The 15,812-nt window shown below is 50.8% G+C and carries 11 protein-coding genes and 1 rRNA gene; 6 read left to right on the top strand and 6 right to left on the bottom strand.

Translation table 11 applies throughout. The features are described 5' to 3' along the window. Together H144_RS0123560 and H144_RS0123565 are read right to left on the bottom strand one after the other, a co-directional pair. Positions 1-148: ribosomal RNA gene (locus H144_RS0123560) — 16S ribosomal RNA — on the bottom strand; the annotation flags it as partial. Between the two features lie 268 nt (positions 149-416). Further along, complete coding sequence (locus H144_RS0123565; RefSeq protein WP_019944573.1) at positions 417-770, bottom strand: hypothetical protein; 354 nt, start codon at positions 768-770, stop codon at positions 417-419. A 199-nt stretch (positions 771-969) separates the two neighbouring features. Between H144_RS0123565 and H144_RS0123570 the strand changes: the two genes are divergently transcribed. Further along, the gene (locus tag H144_RS0123570) at positions 970-3,258 is read left to right on the top strand and encodes an ATP-dependent helicase (RefSeq protein ID WP_019944574.1); all 2,289 of its coding nucleotides are present in this window, start codon (positions 970-972) and stop codon (positions 3,256-3,258) included. An 87-nt stretch (positions 3,259-3,345) separates the two neighbouring features. Next, positions 3,346-4,842: a DUF4301 family protein gene (locus tag H144_RS0123575; RefSeq protein ID WP_019944575.1), complete on the top strand. Its 1,497-nt coding sequence runs from the start codon at positions 3,346-3,348 to the stop codon at positions 4,840-4,842. Positions 4,843-4,981: 139 nt separating this feature from the next. On the opposite strand, the gene H144_RS0123580 is transcribed toward H144_RS0123575, so the two are convergent. Beyond that, entirely contained in the window at positions 4,982-5,455 is a 474-nt protein-coding gene (locus H144_RS0123580) for an Lrp/AsnC family transcriptional regulator (protein WP_015813234.1), read from the bottom strand. Positions 5,456-5,640: 185 nt separating this feature from the next. Continuing rightward, entirely contained in the window at positions 5,641-6,582 is a 942-nt protein-coding gene (gene fcl / locus H144_RS0123585; RefSeq protein ID WP_019944576.1) for a GDP-L-fucose synthase, read from the bottom strand. 93 nt (positions 6,583-6,675) lie between these two features. Here fcl and H144_RS0123590 point away from each other — a divergent pair, with 93 nt between their 5' ends. Beyond that, positions 6,676-7,692 carry a toxin-antitoxin system YwqK family antitoxin gene (locus H144_RS0123590; protein ID WP_019944577.1) on the top strand — a complete coding sequence of 339 codons (1,017 nt, stop codon included), beginning with the start codon at positions 6,676-6,678 and terminating at the stop codon, positions 7,690-7,692. Positions 7,693-7,738: 46 nt separating this feature from the next. Continuing rightward, positions 7,739-9,433, top strand: coding sequence for a hypothetical protein (locus H144_RS0123595; protein WP_019944578.1), 1,695 nt, complete (start codon positions 7,739-7,741; stop codon positions 9,431-9,433). A gap of 2 nt (positions 9,434-9,435) precedes the next feature. Here H144_RS0123595 and dacB read toward each other — a convergent pair whose 3' ends face one another. Together dacB and H144_RS0123605 are read right to left on the bottom strand one after the other, a co-directional pair. Further along, a complete protein-coding gene (dacB, locus tag H144_RS0123600) occupies positions 9,436-10,710 on the bottom strand; it encodes a D-alanyl-D-alanine carboxypeptidase/D-alanyl-D-alanine endopeptidase (RefSeq protein WP_019944579.1) in 1,275 nt (424 codons plus the stop codon). Between the two features lie 110 nt (positions 10,711-10,820). After that, entirely contained in the window at positions 10,821-12,308 is a 1,488-nt protein-coding gene (locus tag H144_RS0123605) for an ArnT family glycosyltransferase (protein WP_019944580.1), read from the bottom strand. Between the two features lie 156 nt (positions 12,309-12,464). Between H144_RS0123605 and H144_RS0123610 the strand changes: the two genes are divergently transcribed. Both H144_RS0123610 and H144_RS0123615 read left to right on the top strand, forming a co-directional pair. Further along, the gene (locus H144_RS0123610) at positions 12,465-14,384 is read left to right on the top strand and encodes a RecQ family ATP-dependent DNA helicase (RefSeq protein WP_019944581.1); all 1,920 of its coding nucleotides are present in this window, start codon (positions 12,465-12,467) and stop codon (positions 14,382-14,384) included. Next, complete coding sequence (locus H144_RS0123615; RefSeq protein ID WP_063826418.1) at positions 14,381-15,811, top strand: DUF5723 family protein; 1,431 nt, start codon at positions 14,381-14,383, stop codon at positions 15,809-15,811. Before H144_RS0123610 ends, H144_RS0123615 begins: the two co-directional genes overlap by 4 nt. The last annotated feature ends 1 nt before the right edge of the window (position 15,812 follow it).

Raw genomic sequence — 15,812 nt, forward strand, 5'->3', positions numbered from 1 at the left:
CCGGGTTTCCCCGGGCTATCCCCCAGTGATAGGTAGGTTGCATACGCGTTACGCACCCGTACGACAGTGACATTGCTGCCCCTTCGCCTTGCATGTATTAAGCCTGCCGCTAGCGTTCATCCTGAGCCAGGATCAAACTCTCCATTGTAAATTTTGTTGATGTGATCTCCGAAAAGATCCATCGAATGTTTCTAACGAACCTATCTTTTTGCTCTCTTCATCATGTCAAAGAACGTTGCTCTGGCTTTCCAGAACTCGTGGCAGTGATCGTTTTCAGTGCCGTTGTTCCCGATTGGGAGTGCAAAAGTGGGGGGTTAATTTTTAAGATGCAAGAGCCAACATCAAATATTTTTAAAGTTTTTTCGGGACATTTCAATAACCGGTTGATAACCAGAAATAACCGACCGATAATTTTTTCAAAGATTTTTGAAGTATTCGATCACATGCATCTTCAAAAGCGCTTCCTGCTTCAAAAGATCGCCCGGAGGCAGCGCTCTTTCCAGTTTGTAATGCGGCCAGCCGTCCTTATCCACGTGTTCAAGGCTATAATAGGATGACAGACTTAGTGCTTTACATATCCCTATATGCATCAGGTCCTGCTTTTGCTCTTTCGTAAATCGCTTCGCGCCCTGGCCCAGTTCCTGCACACCTATCAGGAACAGCACGCCGTTCAGATCGCCCGGGCGCTTGCCTACCCATTCTTCGAGCTGGCCCAGTAAATGCTCCCATTGTACTTCCAGAGGCTGGTCTTCTATATCTGTTAGATTCATTGCTACGATTGTATACGACCATCGGCCGCCTTATATATATGATGAAACTTGCATTTGTTGCTATTTAACCAACAATGCCTCCCTTATGTTCTGATAGGGAGTAATATTTATGGCGTGATGCCTGCCGGCAAGCCCGCAGATTACAGAATGCTTTTGACGGTTTTTCCTAACTTTGGCTTTTGCTATATATTATAAGTAATTGGAAAAGCATACAACTTTGAACCACAACGATTATCTATCGACCTTGAATGAGCCCCAACGGGAGGCTGTGCTGCACGGAAATGGCCCTTTGATGATCATTGCGGGCGCGGGTTCAGGGAAAACCAGGGTGCTGACCTTCCGCATTGCGCGGCTGATCGAGACAGGCGTCGACCCTTTCCGTATTTTGTCCCTGACATTTACCAATAAAGCAGCCGGCGAAATGCGCAGCCGGATCGAAGGCGCCGTCGGTACCGAGGCCCGGAACATCTGGATGGGTACTTTTCACTCCGTTTTTGCCAAAATACTCCGCATCGAAGCGCGCTACCTGGGCTATACCAGCGATTTCTCCATATATGATACCGACGATTCGAAGTCATTATTAAGGAGTATCATCAAAGAATACAACCTCGACGACAAGGTTTATAAGGCCAACGTAGTTTTCAACCGGATCTCCGGAGCGAAAAACCGGCTCATTTCCGCCGACGATTATGTCAACAATGCGGTAATCCAGGCGGACGACGAAGCCGCTAAGATGAAAGAGATCGGCAGGCTGTACAAAACTTACGTAACCCGTTGCTTCCAGGCCAATGCGATGGATTTCGACGACCTGCTTTTCAATACCAATGTCCTTTTCCGTGACTTTCCCGACGTATTATATAAGTACCAGCACAAGTTTCAGCACGTAATGGTGGATGAGTTCCAGGATACGAACGTTTCCCAGTACCTCATTACCAGGAAGTTATCTGCCGTACATCGTAATATTGTTGTCGTGGGTGACGATGCGCAGAGTATTTATGCATTCCGCGGCGCGAACATTGAGAATATCCTCAATTTCGAAAAGGACTTCCCGGACGTACGCGTGATCAAGCTGGAACAGAACTACCGGTCGACAAACACGATCGTGGAAGCGGCTAACTCGGTAATTGCCCGCAACAAGGCGCAGCTCGAAAAGAAGACTTTTACTTCCAACGAAGAAGGCTCACTGATCGACGTCATCAAGGCGAGCTCGGACAATGAGGAAGGCCGCCTCGTAGCGACGGCGATTTTCGAAGAGAAAATGCAGAAATCGCTGCGGAACGAGAATTTTGCCATTCTCTACCGCACCAATGCACAGTCCCGCTCATTTGAAGAAGCCCTGCGGAAGCTCGGGATCAAGTACCGTATTATCGGTGGCCAGTCCTTTTATCAAAGGAAAGAAATCAAGGATCTGCTCGCTTACCTGCGGTTTACAGTGAACCAGCGGGACGAAGAAGCTTTCAAACGTATCATTAATTTGCCCAAAAGGGGCATTGGCGATACGACCGTAGCCAAAATCGCGGTAACGGCTTCTGAAAACAATGTGGCGATCTGGGACGTCGTGGCGAATATCAGCCAATTCGGTACCGGGCGGACCATTGCGCCCATCGAAGGCTTTGGAACGCTGATCAAGAGTTTCAAAATTTTGGTGGAAGAAGGAAAGGATGCCTATGAAATTTCTTCCCACATTGCCAAAGCATCGGGCATTCTGCGCGAATTGTATGAAGACAAGACCGTGGAAGGCCTCTCGCGCTACGAAAACGTGCAGGAATTGCTGAACGGTATCAAGGAATTCGTCGATAGCGAAGAAAATGAGGATAAAACGCTGAGCGCATTCCTGCAATCGGTGTCGCTGCTGACGAATGCCGACGAGCCGGACGATAACAACGACCACGACCGTGTGACGATGATGACCATTCACTCAGCTAAGGGTCTGGAATTCAGGAATGTATTTATTGTGGGATTGGAAGAAGACCTTTTCCCGAGCCAGATGATGCTGGAAAGCCGGCAGGATTTGGAGGAAGAAAGAAGGCTTTTCTACGTGGCGATCACGCGTGCGGAAAAGAAATTGTCATTCTCCTACGCCGAGAGCCGATACCAGTGGGGCCGACTGAAAATGTGCGAGCCGAGCCGGTTTCTGCTGGAAGTGGATCAGCGGTACCTGAATGTTAACAAGATGGTGCAGAGCGCATTGGAACGTGATACTACACCACCCGTGACGACATTTGCGCGAAATCTCGTGCAGCGTAAAACCGAAGCGAGGCCGGCGGCAACCTCCCCGGCAACAAGCCACGTACCGTCCGCCGATTTCGTGCCGACCGACACGTTCGATCTGGCAGAAGGCGACAAGGTGGAGCATCTGAAGTTCGGTTTCGGGGTTGTGACGAAAATGGATGTGAACGGCACGGACCGTAAAGCGACCGTCAAGTTCGACTTGGTAGGCGAAAAGACGCTGTTGCTCAGTTTCGCGAAGTTGCGGGTGCTGAAATAAATCCGCAAGGATGGTGAAAGTATGTCAATTCAAAGCTTTTTTTGTAATAAATCTTACCCTAAACTTCACTGATTAAAACCACATATTATGTTTATTGAAAAAGATATTCAACAAATAAAGGAAAGAGGAAGCGATCTAAGCGTCGTTGAAGAGCAAGTACGTTATTTCGAGAAAGGGTTCCCGTTTTTACAACTTTCAAAGGCGGCTACGGTCGGTGATGGCATCATCAGGCTGACCGACGAAGAGATCGCACAAGTGATCAGTGAGTTCGATAAGAGTGCCGCCGATGGCGAAATCGCACTTTTGAAGTTTGTCCCGGCTTCCGGCGCAGCTACCCGGATGTTCAAGTCGCTTTTCGGTTTTTTGCAGGAGGATAAAAAGGACAAGTCGGTAGACGAATTCTTTACCAAACTGAAAGACTTCGCGTTTTATGAGGACCTAAAAACATCGCTCGCGGCGGACGGATACGATATCGAATCAGCCGATGAAAAGACTATCACTTCTTACTTCCTCACAGCCAAGGGGCTAGGCTACGGCGAATTGCCCAAAGGCCTTTTGAAATTCCACAACTACCCCGACCGTTCCCGCACGCCGCTCGAAGAGCATTTGGTAGAAGGCGCGAAATATGCGAACGCGGGCAGCAATGTCCAGATCCATTTCACGGTTTCGCCCGAGCACCGCGATAAGTTTGAAAAACTCGTCGTAGAAGTGCTGCCAAGCTACCAGACGCAGTACGGCGTTCGCTATATCGTATCGTTTTCAGAACAAAAAAGCGCTACCGACACCATTGCGGTGAACCTCGACAATACGCCTTTCCGCGAGAAAGACGAGTCGCTGCTGTTCCGCCCGGCAGGCCACGGCGCACTGCTGGAAAACCTCGGACAGCTTGATGCGGACATTATTTTCATTAAAAATATCGACAATGTCGTGCCTGATCGCATTAAGGGTGAGACGATTACCTATAAAAAGGCGTTGGCGGGAATTGTTTTGAAGTTCCAGAAGCAAATTTTCTCCTATCTCGACAAACTGGCTGGAAGTGCCGACAAGGCATTACTGGCCGAAATCGACGCATTTTTCCGCGATGAACTGTGTGTGATCCCTCCGGCAGCTTTCGGGTCGTGGAGCGATGAGCAGAAGAAAACCTATTTCATCGGTAAGCTCGACCGCCCTTTACGTGCGTGCGGGATGGTGAAAAATCAGGGTGAGCCTGGTGGCGGACCATTCTGGGCCGAGAATGCGGATGGATCATCGTCGTTGCAAATCGTGGAATCGGCGCAGGTAGATGTCGATAATGCGGATCAAAACAGCATTTTCAAGAACTCGACGCACTTCAATCCGGTGGACCTGGTGTGTGCGGTGAAGAATAAAAAGGGCGAATTGTACGACCTGAAAAAATTCCGGGACCCGCTCACCGGCTTCATTACAGGCAAGTCGAAAGACGGTAAGGAACTGAAAGCGCAGGAGCTTCCCGGATTGTGGAATGGCTCGATGGCCGACTGGAACACGCTTTTCGTGGAAGTTCCGCTGATCACTTTCAACCCTGTGAAAACCGTGAACGACCTGCTTCGCGAGCAGCATCAATAGTTTTGGATAGATGGCAAATAAAAAATGGTCGGAATCACTTCCGACCATTTTTTATTTTATGAGTTTAAAGTTCAAAGTTTAAAATTAAGGTCAGCTTTCGACTATAAACTCATAGACCTTAAACTCATAAGCTCTTACATCATGGTATCGGTAATACTTTGCTTTCTTTAAAGGTCGAGAGGATTACCATCGTTTGTGTGCTGGCAACTTCTTCGATCTCATTGATCTTTTCGAGCATCAGTTTCTGATACGTGCTGATGTCTTTGGAAATAACGCGGAGGAGGAAGTCGCCCGTGCCGGTAATGTGGTGACACTCAATAACTTCCGGGATCGCGTGAATTTTTTCAACAAATGACTCCGTAACAGCTTTGCGGTGACCAACCAGCGAAATCTGAACAAAAGTGCTCACGCCCAAACCTACCTTTTCGGGTTCCAGCTGCGCGTGGTAGCTTTTGATGATCCCCGACTGCTCCAATTTCTTCACGCGTTCGAGCGTGGGAGCAGGCGAAAGTCCTATTTCTTTGGATAATTGAGCGTTGGTTATCTTCGCGTTGGTTTGTAAAATCTCCAGTACTTTGCGGTCTATCTGATCTAACTTAATAATGGCCGACATTTCTCTATGACTAAGGTTTATATGACGTGTCCATCGGGGCACGCTGCAAAACTAATTAGTTTCCCGAAGATTCTTGTAATATTATACTGAAATTTTGTCTAAAAAAAGAATTATCGTAGGTAAAATATGATTTTAGTATTGAATTATTAGGCCATGCTTTTTGTAACCCGTTGTTGTGATTTGGGTTACACGGCATAAGTTTCAATTTTTTCGAGGAAATCCTGGTAAGTTTTAGTGATTCCTTCTTCCAGGTCGATGGTGTGTTTCCAGCCCAATGCATGCAGCTTGCTTACGTCCATCAATTTGCGCGGCGTCCCGTCCGGTTTGTCGGTGTTCCAATGGATTTCGCCCTCGTAGCCTACCACTTTCTGGATCATTTCGGCCAGGTGCTTAATCGTCACGTCGGAGCCAACGCCGATATTCAGGAAGCCTTCTTCATTGTAATTCTGCATCAGGAAGTAACACGCGGCAGCGAGGTCGTCGGCGTGCAGGAACTCGCGCAATGGCGATCCCGTACCCCACAATTCCACGAACGGCTTACCTTCTTCCTTGGCCTCGTGAAACTTGCGGATCATGGCCGGCAGCACGTGCGATTTGTTCAGGTCGTAATTATCGTTCGGTCCGTATAAATTGGTAGGCATCACCGAAATGAAGTTGCAGCCATATTGCGAACGGTAAGCTTCGCACATTTTAATACCGGCGATTTTGGCAATGGCGTAAGGCTCATTGGTCGGTTCGAGCAAGCCGGTCAGGAGCGAATCTTCCTGCAATGGCTGCGGCGCCATTTTGGGGTAAATGCAGCTTGAGCCGAGGAACATCAGCTTCTTCGCATCGGTACGGTAAGCGCTGTCAATGACGTTGTTTTGAATTAACAGGTTGTCATTCAGGAACTCTGCGCGGTAAATATTGTTTGCCATAATGCCGCCGACTTTGGCCGCGGCGAGGAAAATATATTCAGGACGTTCTGCCTCGAAGAAGGCCCGGACATCCGCCTGGTTGCGCAGGTCGAGCTCGGACGACGTTCTGGTGATGATATTGTTGAATCCCTCTTCTTCGAGTTTCCGGAGAATGGCTGAACCAACCATTCCGCGGTGTCCGGCAATATAAATTTTAGCGCTTTTTTCCACGGTGTTTATTTAAATTTGTATTGGAAATCAATATAGAAAAAACCAATTCGTTACAAAAGTAACAATCTTGCTCTTAAGAAAAATCCTATATTCATGCAAAGAGTAGCTCTGTTCTGCGGCTTTTTCACCATCTGTCTCTCGGCTTCCGTTGTCGCCCAGCAAAACCAGGCGGAAACATCCACACCTTCGTGGCTGCCGAAAGAGCACGTCAAAAAGGATACCGCTGCGCGTTCCAACGACCTGAAATCCTTCGTTTCCGGTCTGGACCCGGTGGTGGGGGCCTCGGCACCGGGCGGTAAGGGCAAGTCCACCAATCTCTCCACATTGTTCGGCGAAACGATCCCTGACCTGGGCCTCCGGGTGAAGGAATATAAGAGCCAGAAAAAAGACCGAAAGGCTAAAAAGGAAAAAGCCCGTCTCGCAAAAGTACAATATGACGGCGTCGCCATGCAGAGCATGTCCGTCAAGTACGGCAGCGGCGACCGGGCCACGGTAGAGAACTTCCATGTTTTAAAAGAATATAAGCCGATCGATCAGTATGCACGGGCGACGGAAACGCGCTGGTATGATAAAAAAAGCCGAAAACTAAGCTCATCCGTGATCAAGGACAAGTCGCAGGCATTGCCGTTGCACGGTTCTTACAAAAAATACAGCGGCGAAAACCTGATCGAAGAAGGCTACTATTATATGGGTGTGAAGGATGGCCGATGGGTCAAATACGACACCAAATACAACCTGATCGACAAGGCGGTTTGGAACCGCGGTTTTCCGGCCGAGTCGCGTATTACCTATTACGATTCGGCACATACGCAAATCAAGGAAGTGATGCCGATCGCATTCGGCGAAGTCGAAGGCGAATACCTGCAATTCTACAAGGAAGGCCAGCTGGCTGTGGACGGCAAATATGACTCCGGTAAAAAAATAGGCCGCTGGGTAGAGTATTACCAGTTCCGCCGCCAACGCAAGAAAGAAATCCAATACCCCAAAACGGCCTGGGAAGACGATTTTGAGCCATTTATCCTTCGCGAATGGGACGATAAGGGCAAGCTTCTTTACGATTATACCAAAGATCCCCGCGCCTCCGCTGAAGAGGAGGAAACCGAAAATTAGGCGGGCGATGGTTGAAAATCACTGCGCACGTGCTTAATTAGCATGCATGTATTCGTCTTTCCTCCGTTTCGTCAGAGAAAAAAGCGGGCTTGCCTGGTTATTGTGCCTGATACCCGTTCTGATCTACATTTGGGTATTCAAAGTCATTGCGCTGAATGTCAATTACGTAGCATTTGACGATATCCTCATTCTCGGCATTATTCCCGAATTTTCGCAGGCCGATCTGGCCGGTAAATGGAAGTTGCTGACTACGCTTTTCCCCGAGCACCGCCTCGTTTTTTCGCGCTCCATTATCTTATTGCTGCATAAAATCTTCGGCACGGTCGATCTGGTATGGCCGATGGTCATCGCCAATATCTGCTGGGCGCTCTGCGCGGTGGTTTTTTACCGCGCATTCCGGCGGCTAAGGGTTTCTGCCTGGTATTTCCTGCCGGTGATGTGGCTCTGGTTCAATATCCAGTCGTTCGAAAATATCTTCTGGGGTGTAAGTTCGCTGTGCAATTTCGGCGTGATCCTTTTCGTGCTCTGCGCATTGTATTTTGCCGCCTACCGGCCCGAAAAGCTCATAATTTCATTGCTTTTCGCCATCGCAGCCACGTTCAGTTACGGCAATGGGCTGATGGTTTTTCCGGTAACAGGCCTTATTTTCCTGCTCGGCGGCTACCGAAAGCAATTTCTGATCACACTAGGCACGGCGCTCACGGTCGCAGTCATTTATTTCATCGATTTTACCCCCATTACCCAAAGCCTCGACCTGTCGAACCCGCAGCAGGTAAAGGAGGGCTTTTTCGGCTTTTTCGGGTTTATCGGCTCCTGGGCCACGTTGACTGCTTACAGCAACCCGCCGGTGAGGCTATACGCAGCAGTAGGGATGGGAATGGCCATGATCCTTGGGCTGCTCATTTTGTACAGGAAACAGTACCTTCCGCTCTGGAATTCGATGTGGCTGAAAGGCCGGTATGCCAACCAAACCGCCCTTTTCGCACTGGCAATCGCTATTTTCACAGGCATTACAGCGCTCGCCCTCACATATAAGCGTATCCCGACGGATACTTTTGAAGGGATGTTCAAAGGGCGTTACAGGATGTATTCTACGCTTTGGTGCATTGCCTTGTATTTCGGATTTCTGGCCATTGCGCAGCATTCGGCAAGGAAAAAGTTTGCGCCCGGGATATTGATTGCGGCAGTCGTCATGAACCTGGTATTGCTGCAAAGCAATTTCGCCGATGCCGTCAACAACCGGCGCGCGGCCATTGCGCAGGAGTTCAATGCGCGCTATAATGCCGATTGGCTCGGTGTGCGCATGTTTTCGATGGATCAGCAGCATTATGAAAAGATCCGCTCTTACTACCGCTCGGCCGATCCGCTTGCCGAAAACTGGAACCCTCGCGCCGATGCCGTGCCTTGCGACAGCATTTACCAGCCCGACGAGGTGGGCGAGCTCGGCGAGCATGTGGTAGTCGGGTTTCACCAGGATTTTTTCAAGCCGAAAAAAGACTACACCGATGGAGCCTATGTCATCCTGAAATCGCCGGAACATGTATACGTTTCGCAGCCAAACCAGGTGGCGGTGCCGCTAAAAACGACGCTGCGCCGTGGTATGTACTTCGCGAAAGGCCTGAATGCAAGTTTTCATAAAGCCAATGTGGAGCCGGGTACTTACAAAATTTACCTTCTGGTGCGCGAGAACGGCCGGAACAGGTTCTATTGTACCGGTAAAACGTGGGACGAGAAAAAGTAATCCTAAAATTTCTCGTGTACGCCGGTGAGAATGCGCTCTACTTCTTTGCGCACATCGGCCGTAGGTTTCGTGAAATTGTTATTCATGAAACTGAATACCAGCACTTTCCCTTTTTTTGTGATTAAATAACCGCTCAGGTTGTAGACGTTGCTCAGGCTGCCTGTCTTGGCAAAGATGAATGGCGGCTCTTCCTTAAACAGGTTTTTCAAAGTCCCGCTCCGGCCTCCCGCCGGCAATATCTTGAAAAGCCTTTCCTGCGGTACCTTCCCGTAAATTTTTTGCAGTAGTGCTACCATCGTCCTCGGAGTGAACAGGTTATAGCGGCTTAGGCCCGATCCGTCGCGCCAAACCGGTTTGTCGGGCAAGTCGGCGAGATGGTGTTCGATCATGTGCGCAATGGCCTTCTCGGTGTTGAGCGGCAGCTTGTTGGCGGTGGCGTAAAGGAGCATCAGTTGCTCGGCGAGCATGTTGTCGCTCACTTGCATCATGCGCGCGTAAAGCGAGTCGGAAGGAATGCTTTTCACCGTTTGCAGCTCGATTTCCAGGGGGATATTGATGAATTTGACCTCCTTTTTCAGCGTATCGCTCAGCAGTTGCAGCATCAGCTGGTCGGTCATATGCACGGGAATGTCCTGTGCGGCGCGCTGGGCGGAGGCCGCTTTCGGATAGTGAAATACATTCTGTAATTCTTCCCGCTCGATACCCGAGACCGCCGTGTCCGGTATCATGGATTTCTGCCAGAAACGCGGATTTGCCTCGTAATGCCCGTTCTTGGCTTGCTTAAAACGGGCGATGTTGCCGTAAACAGGCATTGCCGTCACTTCGGGCTGGTAATAGTCGTTGTAGTCGCTCCACGCCCAGCCCGGACCGAAACGCTTGTTTTCAAAGTGGTAGGGTGTGTAAAAAATCTGGTCTTTGCGGCCTTTCAGAAAATCGAGGACTTTGCTGTGCGGCAGGTCGGGGTGCAGCAGCGAAGGGTCGCCGGTGCCTCTTATGATAAGCAATTCGCCCCATTCGAGGTATTCAAGGCCGGGAATGGAGTCGCCCAATGCCGTTAGGCCTGCGTAGAAGCTGAATAATTTGGTATTGGAGGCAGGAACGAAATATTTATTGTCCTGGTAGGCTGCCAGGGACTTTTTGTCGGTCAGCCGGGCGATGGAAACGCCGGTATGCTGCTGGCTGAGGACCGCCGAGCGGCCGATTTCACGTTTCAGATAATGGGAGGCCGAGCAGCCGGACAATGCAATGATACTGATAAAAAAGAGCAGCGTGCGCATGGAAGCTGGTTAAAATGAACGTCAAACAAAGATAATATTTTAGCCTTACCGGCAAAGTGCACGGAGATGTTACCGGCTGGATATTTTGCAGGAAGTGCTGCCGCCGGTATTCAGCGGTCGGTGTGAATGTCTCTTCGGATAACCAGGAAAAATTTCCCATGCAGCCGTATAAGACTGTCGCGCTTCAAATCGAACGAAGGCAGGCAGGCAGAGTCAGCCAGGACATACCGGGCCGTACCGATTTGCGTCGTAAGCGACAAATGGTGGTAGCGCTGAAAATTGGCATGGATGTCGGCATGCTGGAAAAGATCGTGGCAAATACCGATGGTGGCGGCTGACGGTACCAGTGTACGTAATGCTTTGGCATTGCTCACATGCACATCTGGCCGGATAGTCGCCAGCTTGCGGGATGCGGCGCCCCAGCAGGCCAGTGACCCGACTATGAATGCGATGATCGTCAATCTGTTATTTATAGTCATCAATGCGGATAAACGTCGCACGATTAACAATGCAAATGTGATGGCAATGAACGGTAGTGCAGGCAGCAAATAATGCGGATACTGCTTGATACTCACGAGCATAGGCACAATGCAGGAAGCCGCCACGAATGCGGTGAGGCGTACGCCGTCGCATATTGTTTTGTTCGGAGCAAATCTCCATTTCAAACCCAAGGATAATGCATACAAAGCCGCTGATGCAAACAAATGCGGGTAAAGGCAGCGCAGGAGTTCCGCCAGCAAGGTAAAATGCGCCGTCCAGCCGGTACCGGCTTTTTCACGTTTTTGCAGCAATGCCTGTACTACCTGGCCATTGAAATAGGTTGTGAGAAACTCCCGGGCGGGCGTGTAAGCGAGCAGGCAAGCGAATGCGGCGACGACGACTCCCAGCATGATAACGGTTGGTCTGATCGACAATGATATGCGGCTCTCGCTGCTCGTAAGCGCATAAATCACTGAAAATGCCATCGGGAAAAGCCCAACCGGCCCTTTGGTCAGTAGTGCTAGTACAATGCCAATGCCCGCCAGCACGATCCAGCCGATGTCCCGGGGCATTGCCGGTCGTTTTTTCAGATAAACCAGTTGAAAATAGCAGGATGCCAGGGAGAAAAGCCCCATGGTACTATCCAGAAAATTGTTTGGAATACTATACCACACAATCACCATCCCATGCCAGCAAAGTACAGGCAGCCAGCTGAATGCGCGGAATGCATGGTGGGCATTAAATAACTTTTTCCATATGCTGATAATCAGCGAGATATAGAGTATGAGGATGACCAGATTATAGATATTTTCAACGGCAGGCGTATCCCCCAGCAAGCGGAAAAGCAGCGATTGCAGCCAAAATTGCAGCGGCGGATGCCCGGAAAAATAATCAGCATTGTCATAGGGAAGCCAGAATGAATGGGCGAAAAACGGCCGCCAGAACGAGCCTTGCCCCTCCGCCATATTGCGGGCGATGGCGGCGTAGGTAGTGCCGTCCATAAACATCGCGCCGTCGAGCGAGCGCGGCAGGAAGGTGATCAACAGGAAGCTGAGCGTAAAAAGCCAGGGTAGCCACGGCGGATATTTCGCTGCTTTGCCGGCATTCAAATGGTTCATGCGGAGTGAGATTTGCCGTTAAATAACGTGTTTTCTGCATTCGCTGAATGAATCAGGTATGTTTCTTTTTATCAAACGTGCGATTTCCGGCTTTCTATAACGGCCCTAATGCGATTACTTTGTAAAATCTGATTTACCACACCGCAAAAAACGCCGATGGCTGATATCCGGTCTGTCCTGAAACAATATTGGGGTTATGACGCATTCAGGCCGTTTCAGGAAGAAGCCATACAGGCCGTCCTGAAAGGCATGGATACGCTCGTGCTGCTGCCTACGGGCGGCGGCAAATCCATTTGTTTCCAGGTACCGGTAATGGCGCAGGAAGGCGTTTGCATCGTGGTGACGCCGCTCATCGCATTGATGAAAGACCAGGTGGAGCAGCTGAAACGCAGGTACATACCGGCCGCGGCGATCCACTCGGGTATGAGCAAAACAGAGATCGACATTACGCTGGATAACTGCATTCACGGCAATATCAAGTTCTTGTACGTATCTCCCGAGCGCCTGCGCACGGACATTATGGTCGCCCGCACGAAGCAAATGAAGGTATGCCTGCTGGCGATCGACGAAGCGCACTGTATTTCGGCCTGGGGCTATGATTTCCGCCCCTCCTACCTGCTCATCGCCGAATTCCGTAAGCTTTTGCCGAAGGTGCCCGTGATGGCGCTCACCGCTACGGCCACGGAAGAGGTGCGGGCCGACATTCTCGATAAGCTCGAAATGCGCAATGCGCGGGTGTTTAAGCAGTCGTTTGCGCGGGCGAACCTCTCCTATTCCGCATTTGCCGAGGAAAGCAAGGAGCGCAAACTTTTACAGGTTTTGCGTAACGTGCAGGGAACGGCTATTGTATACGTTCGCACGAGAAAGCGTACCAAAGACCTTGCCGACTGGCTCAACAGGCAGGGTATTCCGGCTACGAGCTACCATGCGGGACTGCTTTTCAAAGACCGCTCCGAGCGGCAGTCGGCCTGGATCCAGAACCGCGTGCGGACCGTCGTGGCCACCAATGCATTCGGGATGGGGATCGACAAGCCGGATGTGCGGGCGGTAATCCATTTCGACCTGCCGGATAACCTCGAAGCCTACTACCAGGAGGCCGGCCGGGCCGGGCGGGACGAGAAAAAGGCCTACGCTGTGGCGCTTTTTAACAAAATCGACCTCGAAGAACTGATCGACAGCATCGAGCGGAAGTACCCGCCGGTGGACATGCTGCGACGCGTGTACCAGGCGCTGGCCAATTACTATAAAATCGCGATCGGCGCCGGCGAGTTGTCGGGCTTCGACTTTGACATCCAGGAATTTGCCGGCATTTTCGGGCTGCCCGTGAATGAGACGCATTATGCATTGAAACTGCTGGAAGAGGAAGGTTTCGTGCAGCTGAGCGAGAATTTCAGTGATGCATCGAAAGTCCATTTCCTCGTCGATAACCGGCAATTGTACGACTTCCAGATACGTTACCAGGAGTTGGATTCGTTTATCAAACTGATCCTGCGAATGTATGGGGGCGAGTTGTTTACCGAGTATGTGCGCATTTCTGAAACGGAGCTGGCGCAGATCCATTTTGCAACTGTCCCCGAAGTTCTGCGGAAACTGAAATTCCTTTCCGAGCGCGACATTATCGATTACGAGCCCCGGAAAGACAAGCCTCAGCTTACATTTCTGACACCGCGTTATGACTCTTCGTTACTGCCGCTGAACGTTTTTGAAATACAGAAGAAAAAAGACCGTGACCTGGAAAAGGCGCAGGCGGTGATCCGATACGCCACCTCCACCAAACGGTGCCGGACTTTGCTCTTGCTGGAATATTTTCACGAATTCGATGCGGAGGAATGCGGTGTGTGCGACATCTGTATCCAGAACCGAAAACAGGAGGCGGCCCGCGATGCCCATCTGGCTTCGCAGATCACCGATTTTTTGAACCGTGAGGGCCCGATGCTGCCCGCGGAACTCGGCTATGCATTTGAAAATGTGCCTGGCGACGATTTCCTGAAAGCATTGCAAGCATTAATCCAGGAGGAAGCCGTCCGCTACGACGAAAGCGGAATGCTGTTCCCGACTAACAAAACTCAACCTTGAAAACCTCATTATTTACCACTGCACTATTCGCTTTAACGGCGCTGCAATGCGCTGTTGCCCAACAGATTCCTGGTCTTCAATTCAGCAACTACGGGGGATTGTACCGCGCCACTTACAACCCGTCGGTCCTCGGCGGTCCGCGCCACAAGTTCCAGGTCAACGTGCTGACGCTCGGGGGAAGCATCAAGTACCGCTATTTCCGTTTTATCGGGGAAAATGCATTTCTCTACCCCATTCTCTCGTCGCATTCCACGAAAGAGCTTTACGGGCGCTCGCGTACAATGGGCTCGCTCACGTACAAGGACCCGATTTTCCTGGCCGGAGAGATCCGCTGGCCGTCGGTGTCGTTTGCATTGGGCAAATACCACGGTATTGCCATTCAGCTGCGCACGCGGGGTTTTGTGCAGGGCCGGAATATCCCGGAGGAGATCGATAACCTGTACATGAAGCGGCTCGATACGGGCAGTACGCCGCCGCTTTCGAATGCAGCCTGGGGCGATTTCAGCCTCGTGCAGCAAAGCTTTTCCGACCTGAGCTTTTCCTGGGGCGGGCAGCTGCTGGATATCGAGGGACACAAACTGCGGGTCGGAGCGACGGTGAAGCGGGTTTTTGGTGCCAGGGTGTCTTATATCAAGGGTAATGCGGACAATTACAGCATTGCCCCTGCCGGCACCGACCCGGACATCAGCCAGCTTGAAATCAACCGGCTTTCGTACGAAACCGGGTACAGCACGCCAAACCGCAAAATGAGCCTCGGTAACCTGTTCGATTCAGGTAAATATGGGTCCGGCTGGGCCTATGACCTGGGCTTTTCCTACGAGCTCGGTTCGGTGTGGAAAGGCCGCAAGGAGACATACAATGATAGCCCCGATTATCTTGTGCGACTCGCGGCGTCGGTGACGGACGTGGGTTCCGTCAAATACAAAACCAAAGATTCGCGGGTGCTGAAAGGTACTCAGAACGACGTGGTGATCGGGCAAACCCAGCTCGAAACGATCAGCGACCGCGGCCCGGAGGGTTTTATGAGCCTTTTTCCGGGAGATAGCAGCGCCGCATTCGCCCAGAGCGTGAAATTGCCGCAGGCCATCCATTTCGAGGCCGACGTGCAGGTTTTCCACGGTTTCTTCCTGAACCTGGCTCAAACGAGCCGCTTCAAAAGCCGCGACGGCCAGCCATTAGATATGTACCAGCCCAATACTTTTATGGTTACGCCGCGTTTTGAAGACGAGGATTCGGGCCTTTCGTTCCCGATCTCCTTCATCCAGGGCAACAACCGGCCGTCCATTGGTCTGGCCGGGCATTTCGGACCCGTTTTCCTGGGTTTCAGCAATGTGAACGGGCTTATGAAAAGCGGCGGCGCGCGCGGGAGCATGATGTACATCGGCTTTACGGCGTGGAAAGCAAACCGGAAAAAAGACAAGGATTGAT

Origin of the sequence: Dyadobacter beijingensis DSM 21582, assembly GCF_000382205.1 — a bacterium.
In the GTDB taxonomy this organism is placed as follows: domain Bacteria; phylum Bacteroidota; class Bacteroidia; order Cytophagales; family Spirosomataceae; genus Dyadobacter; species Dyadobacter beijingensis.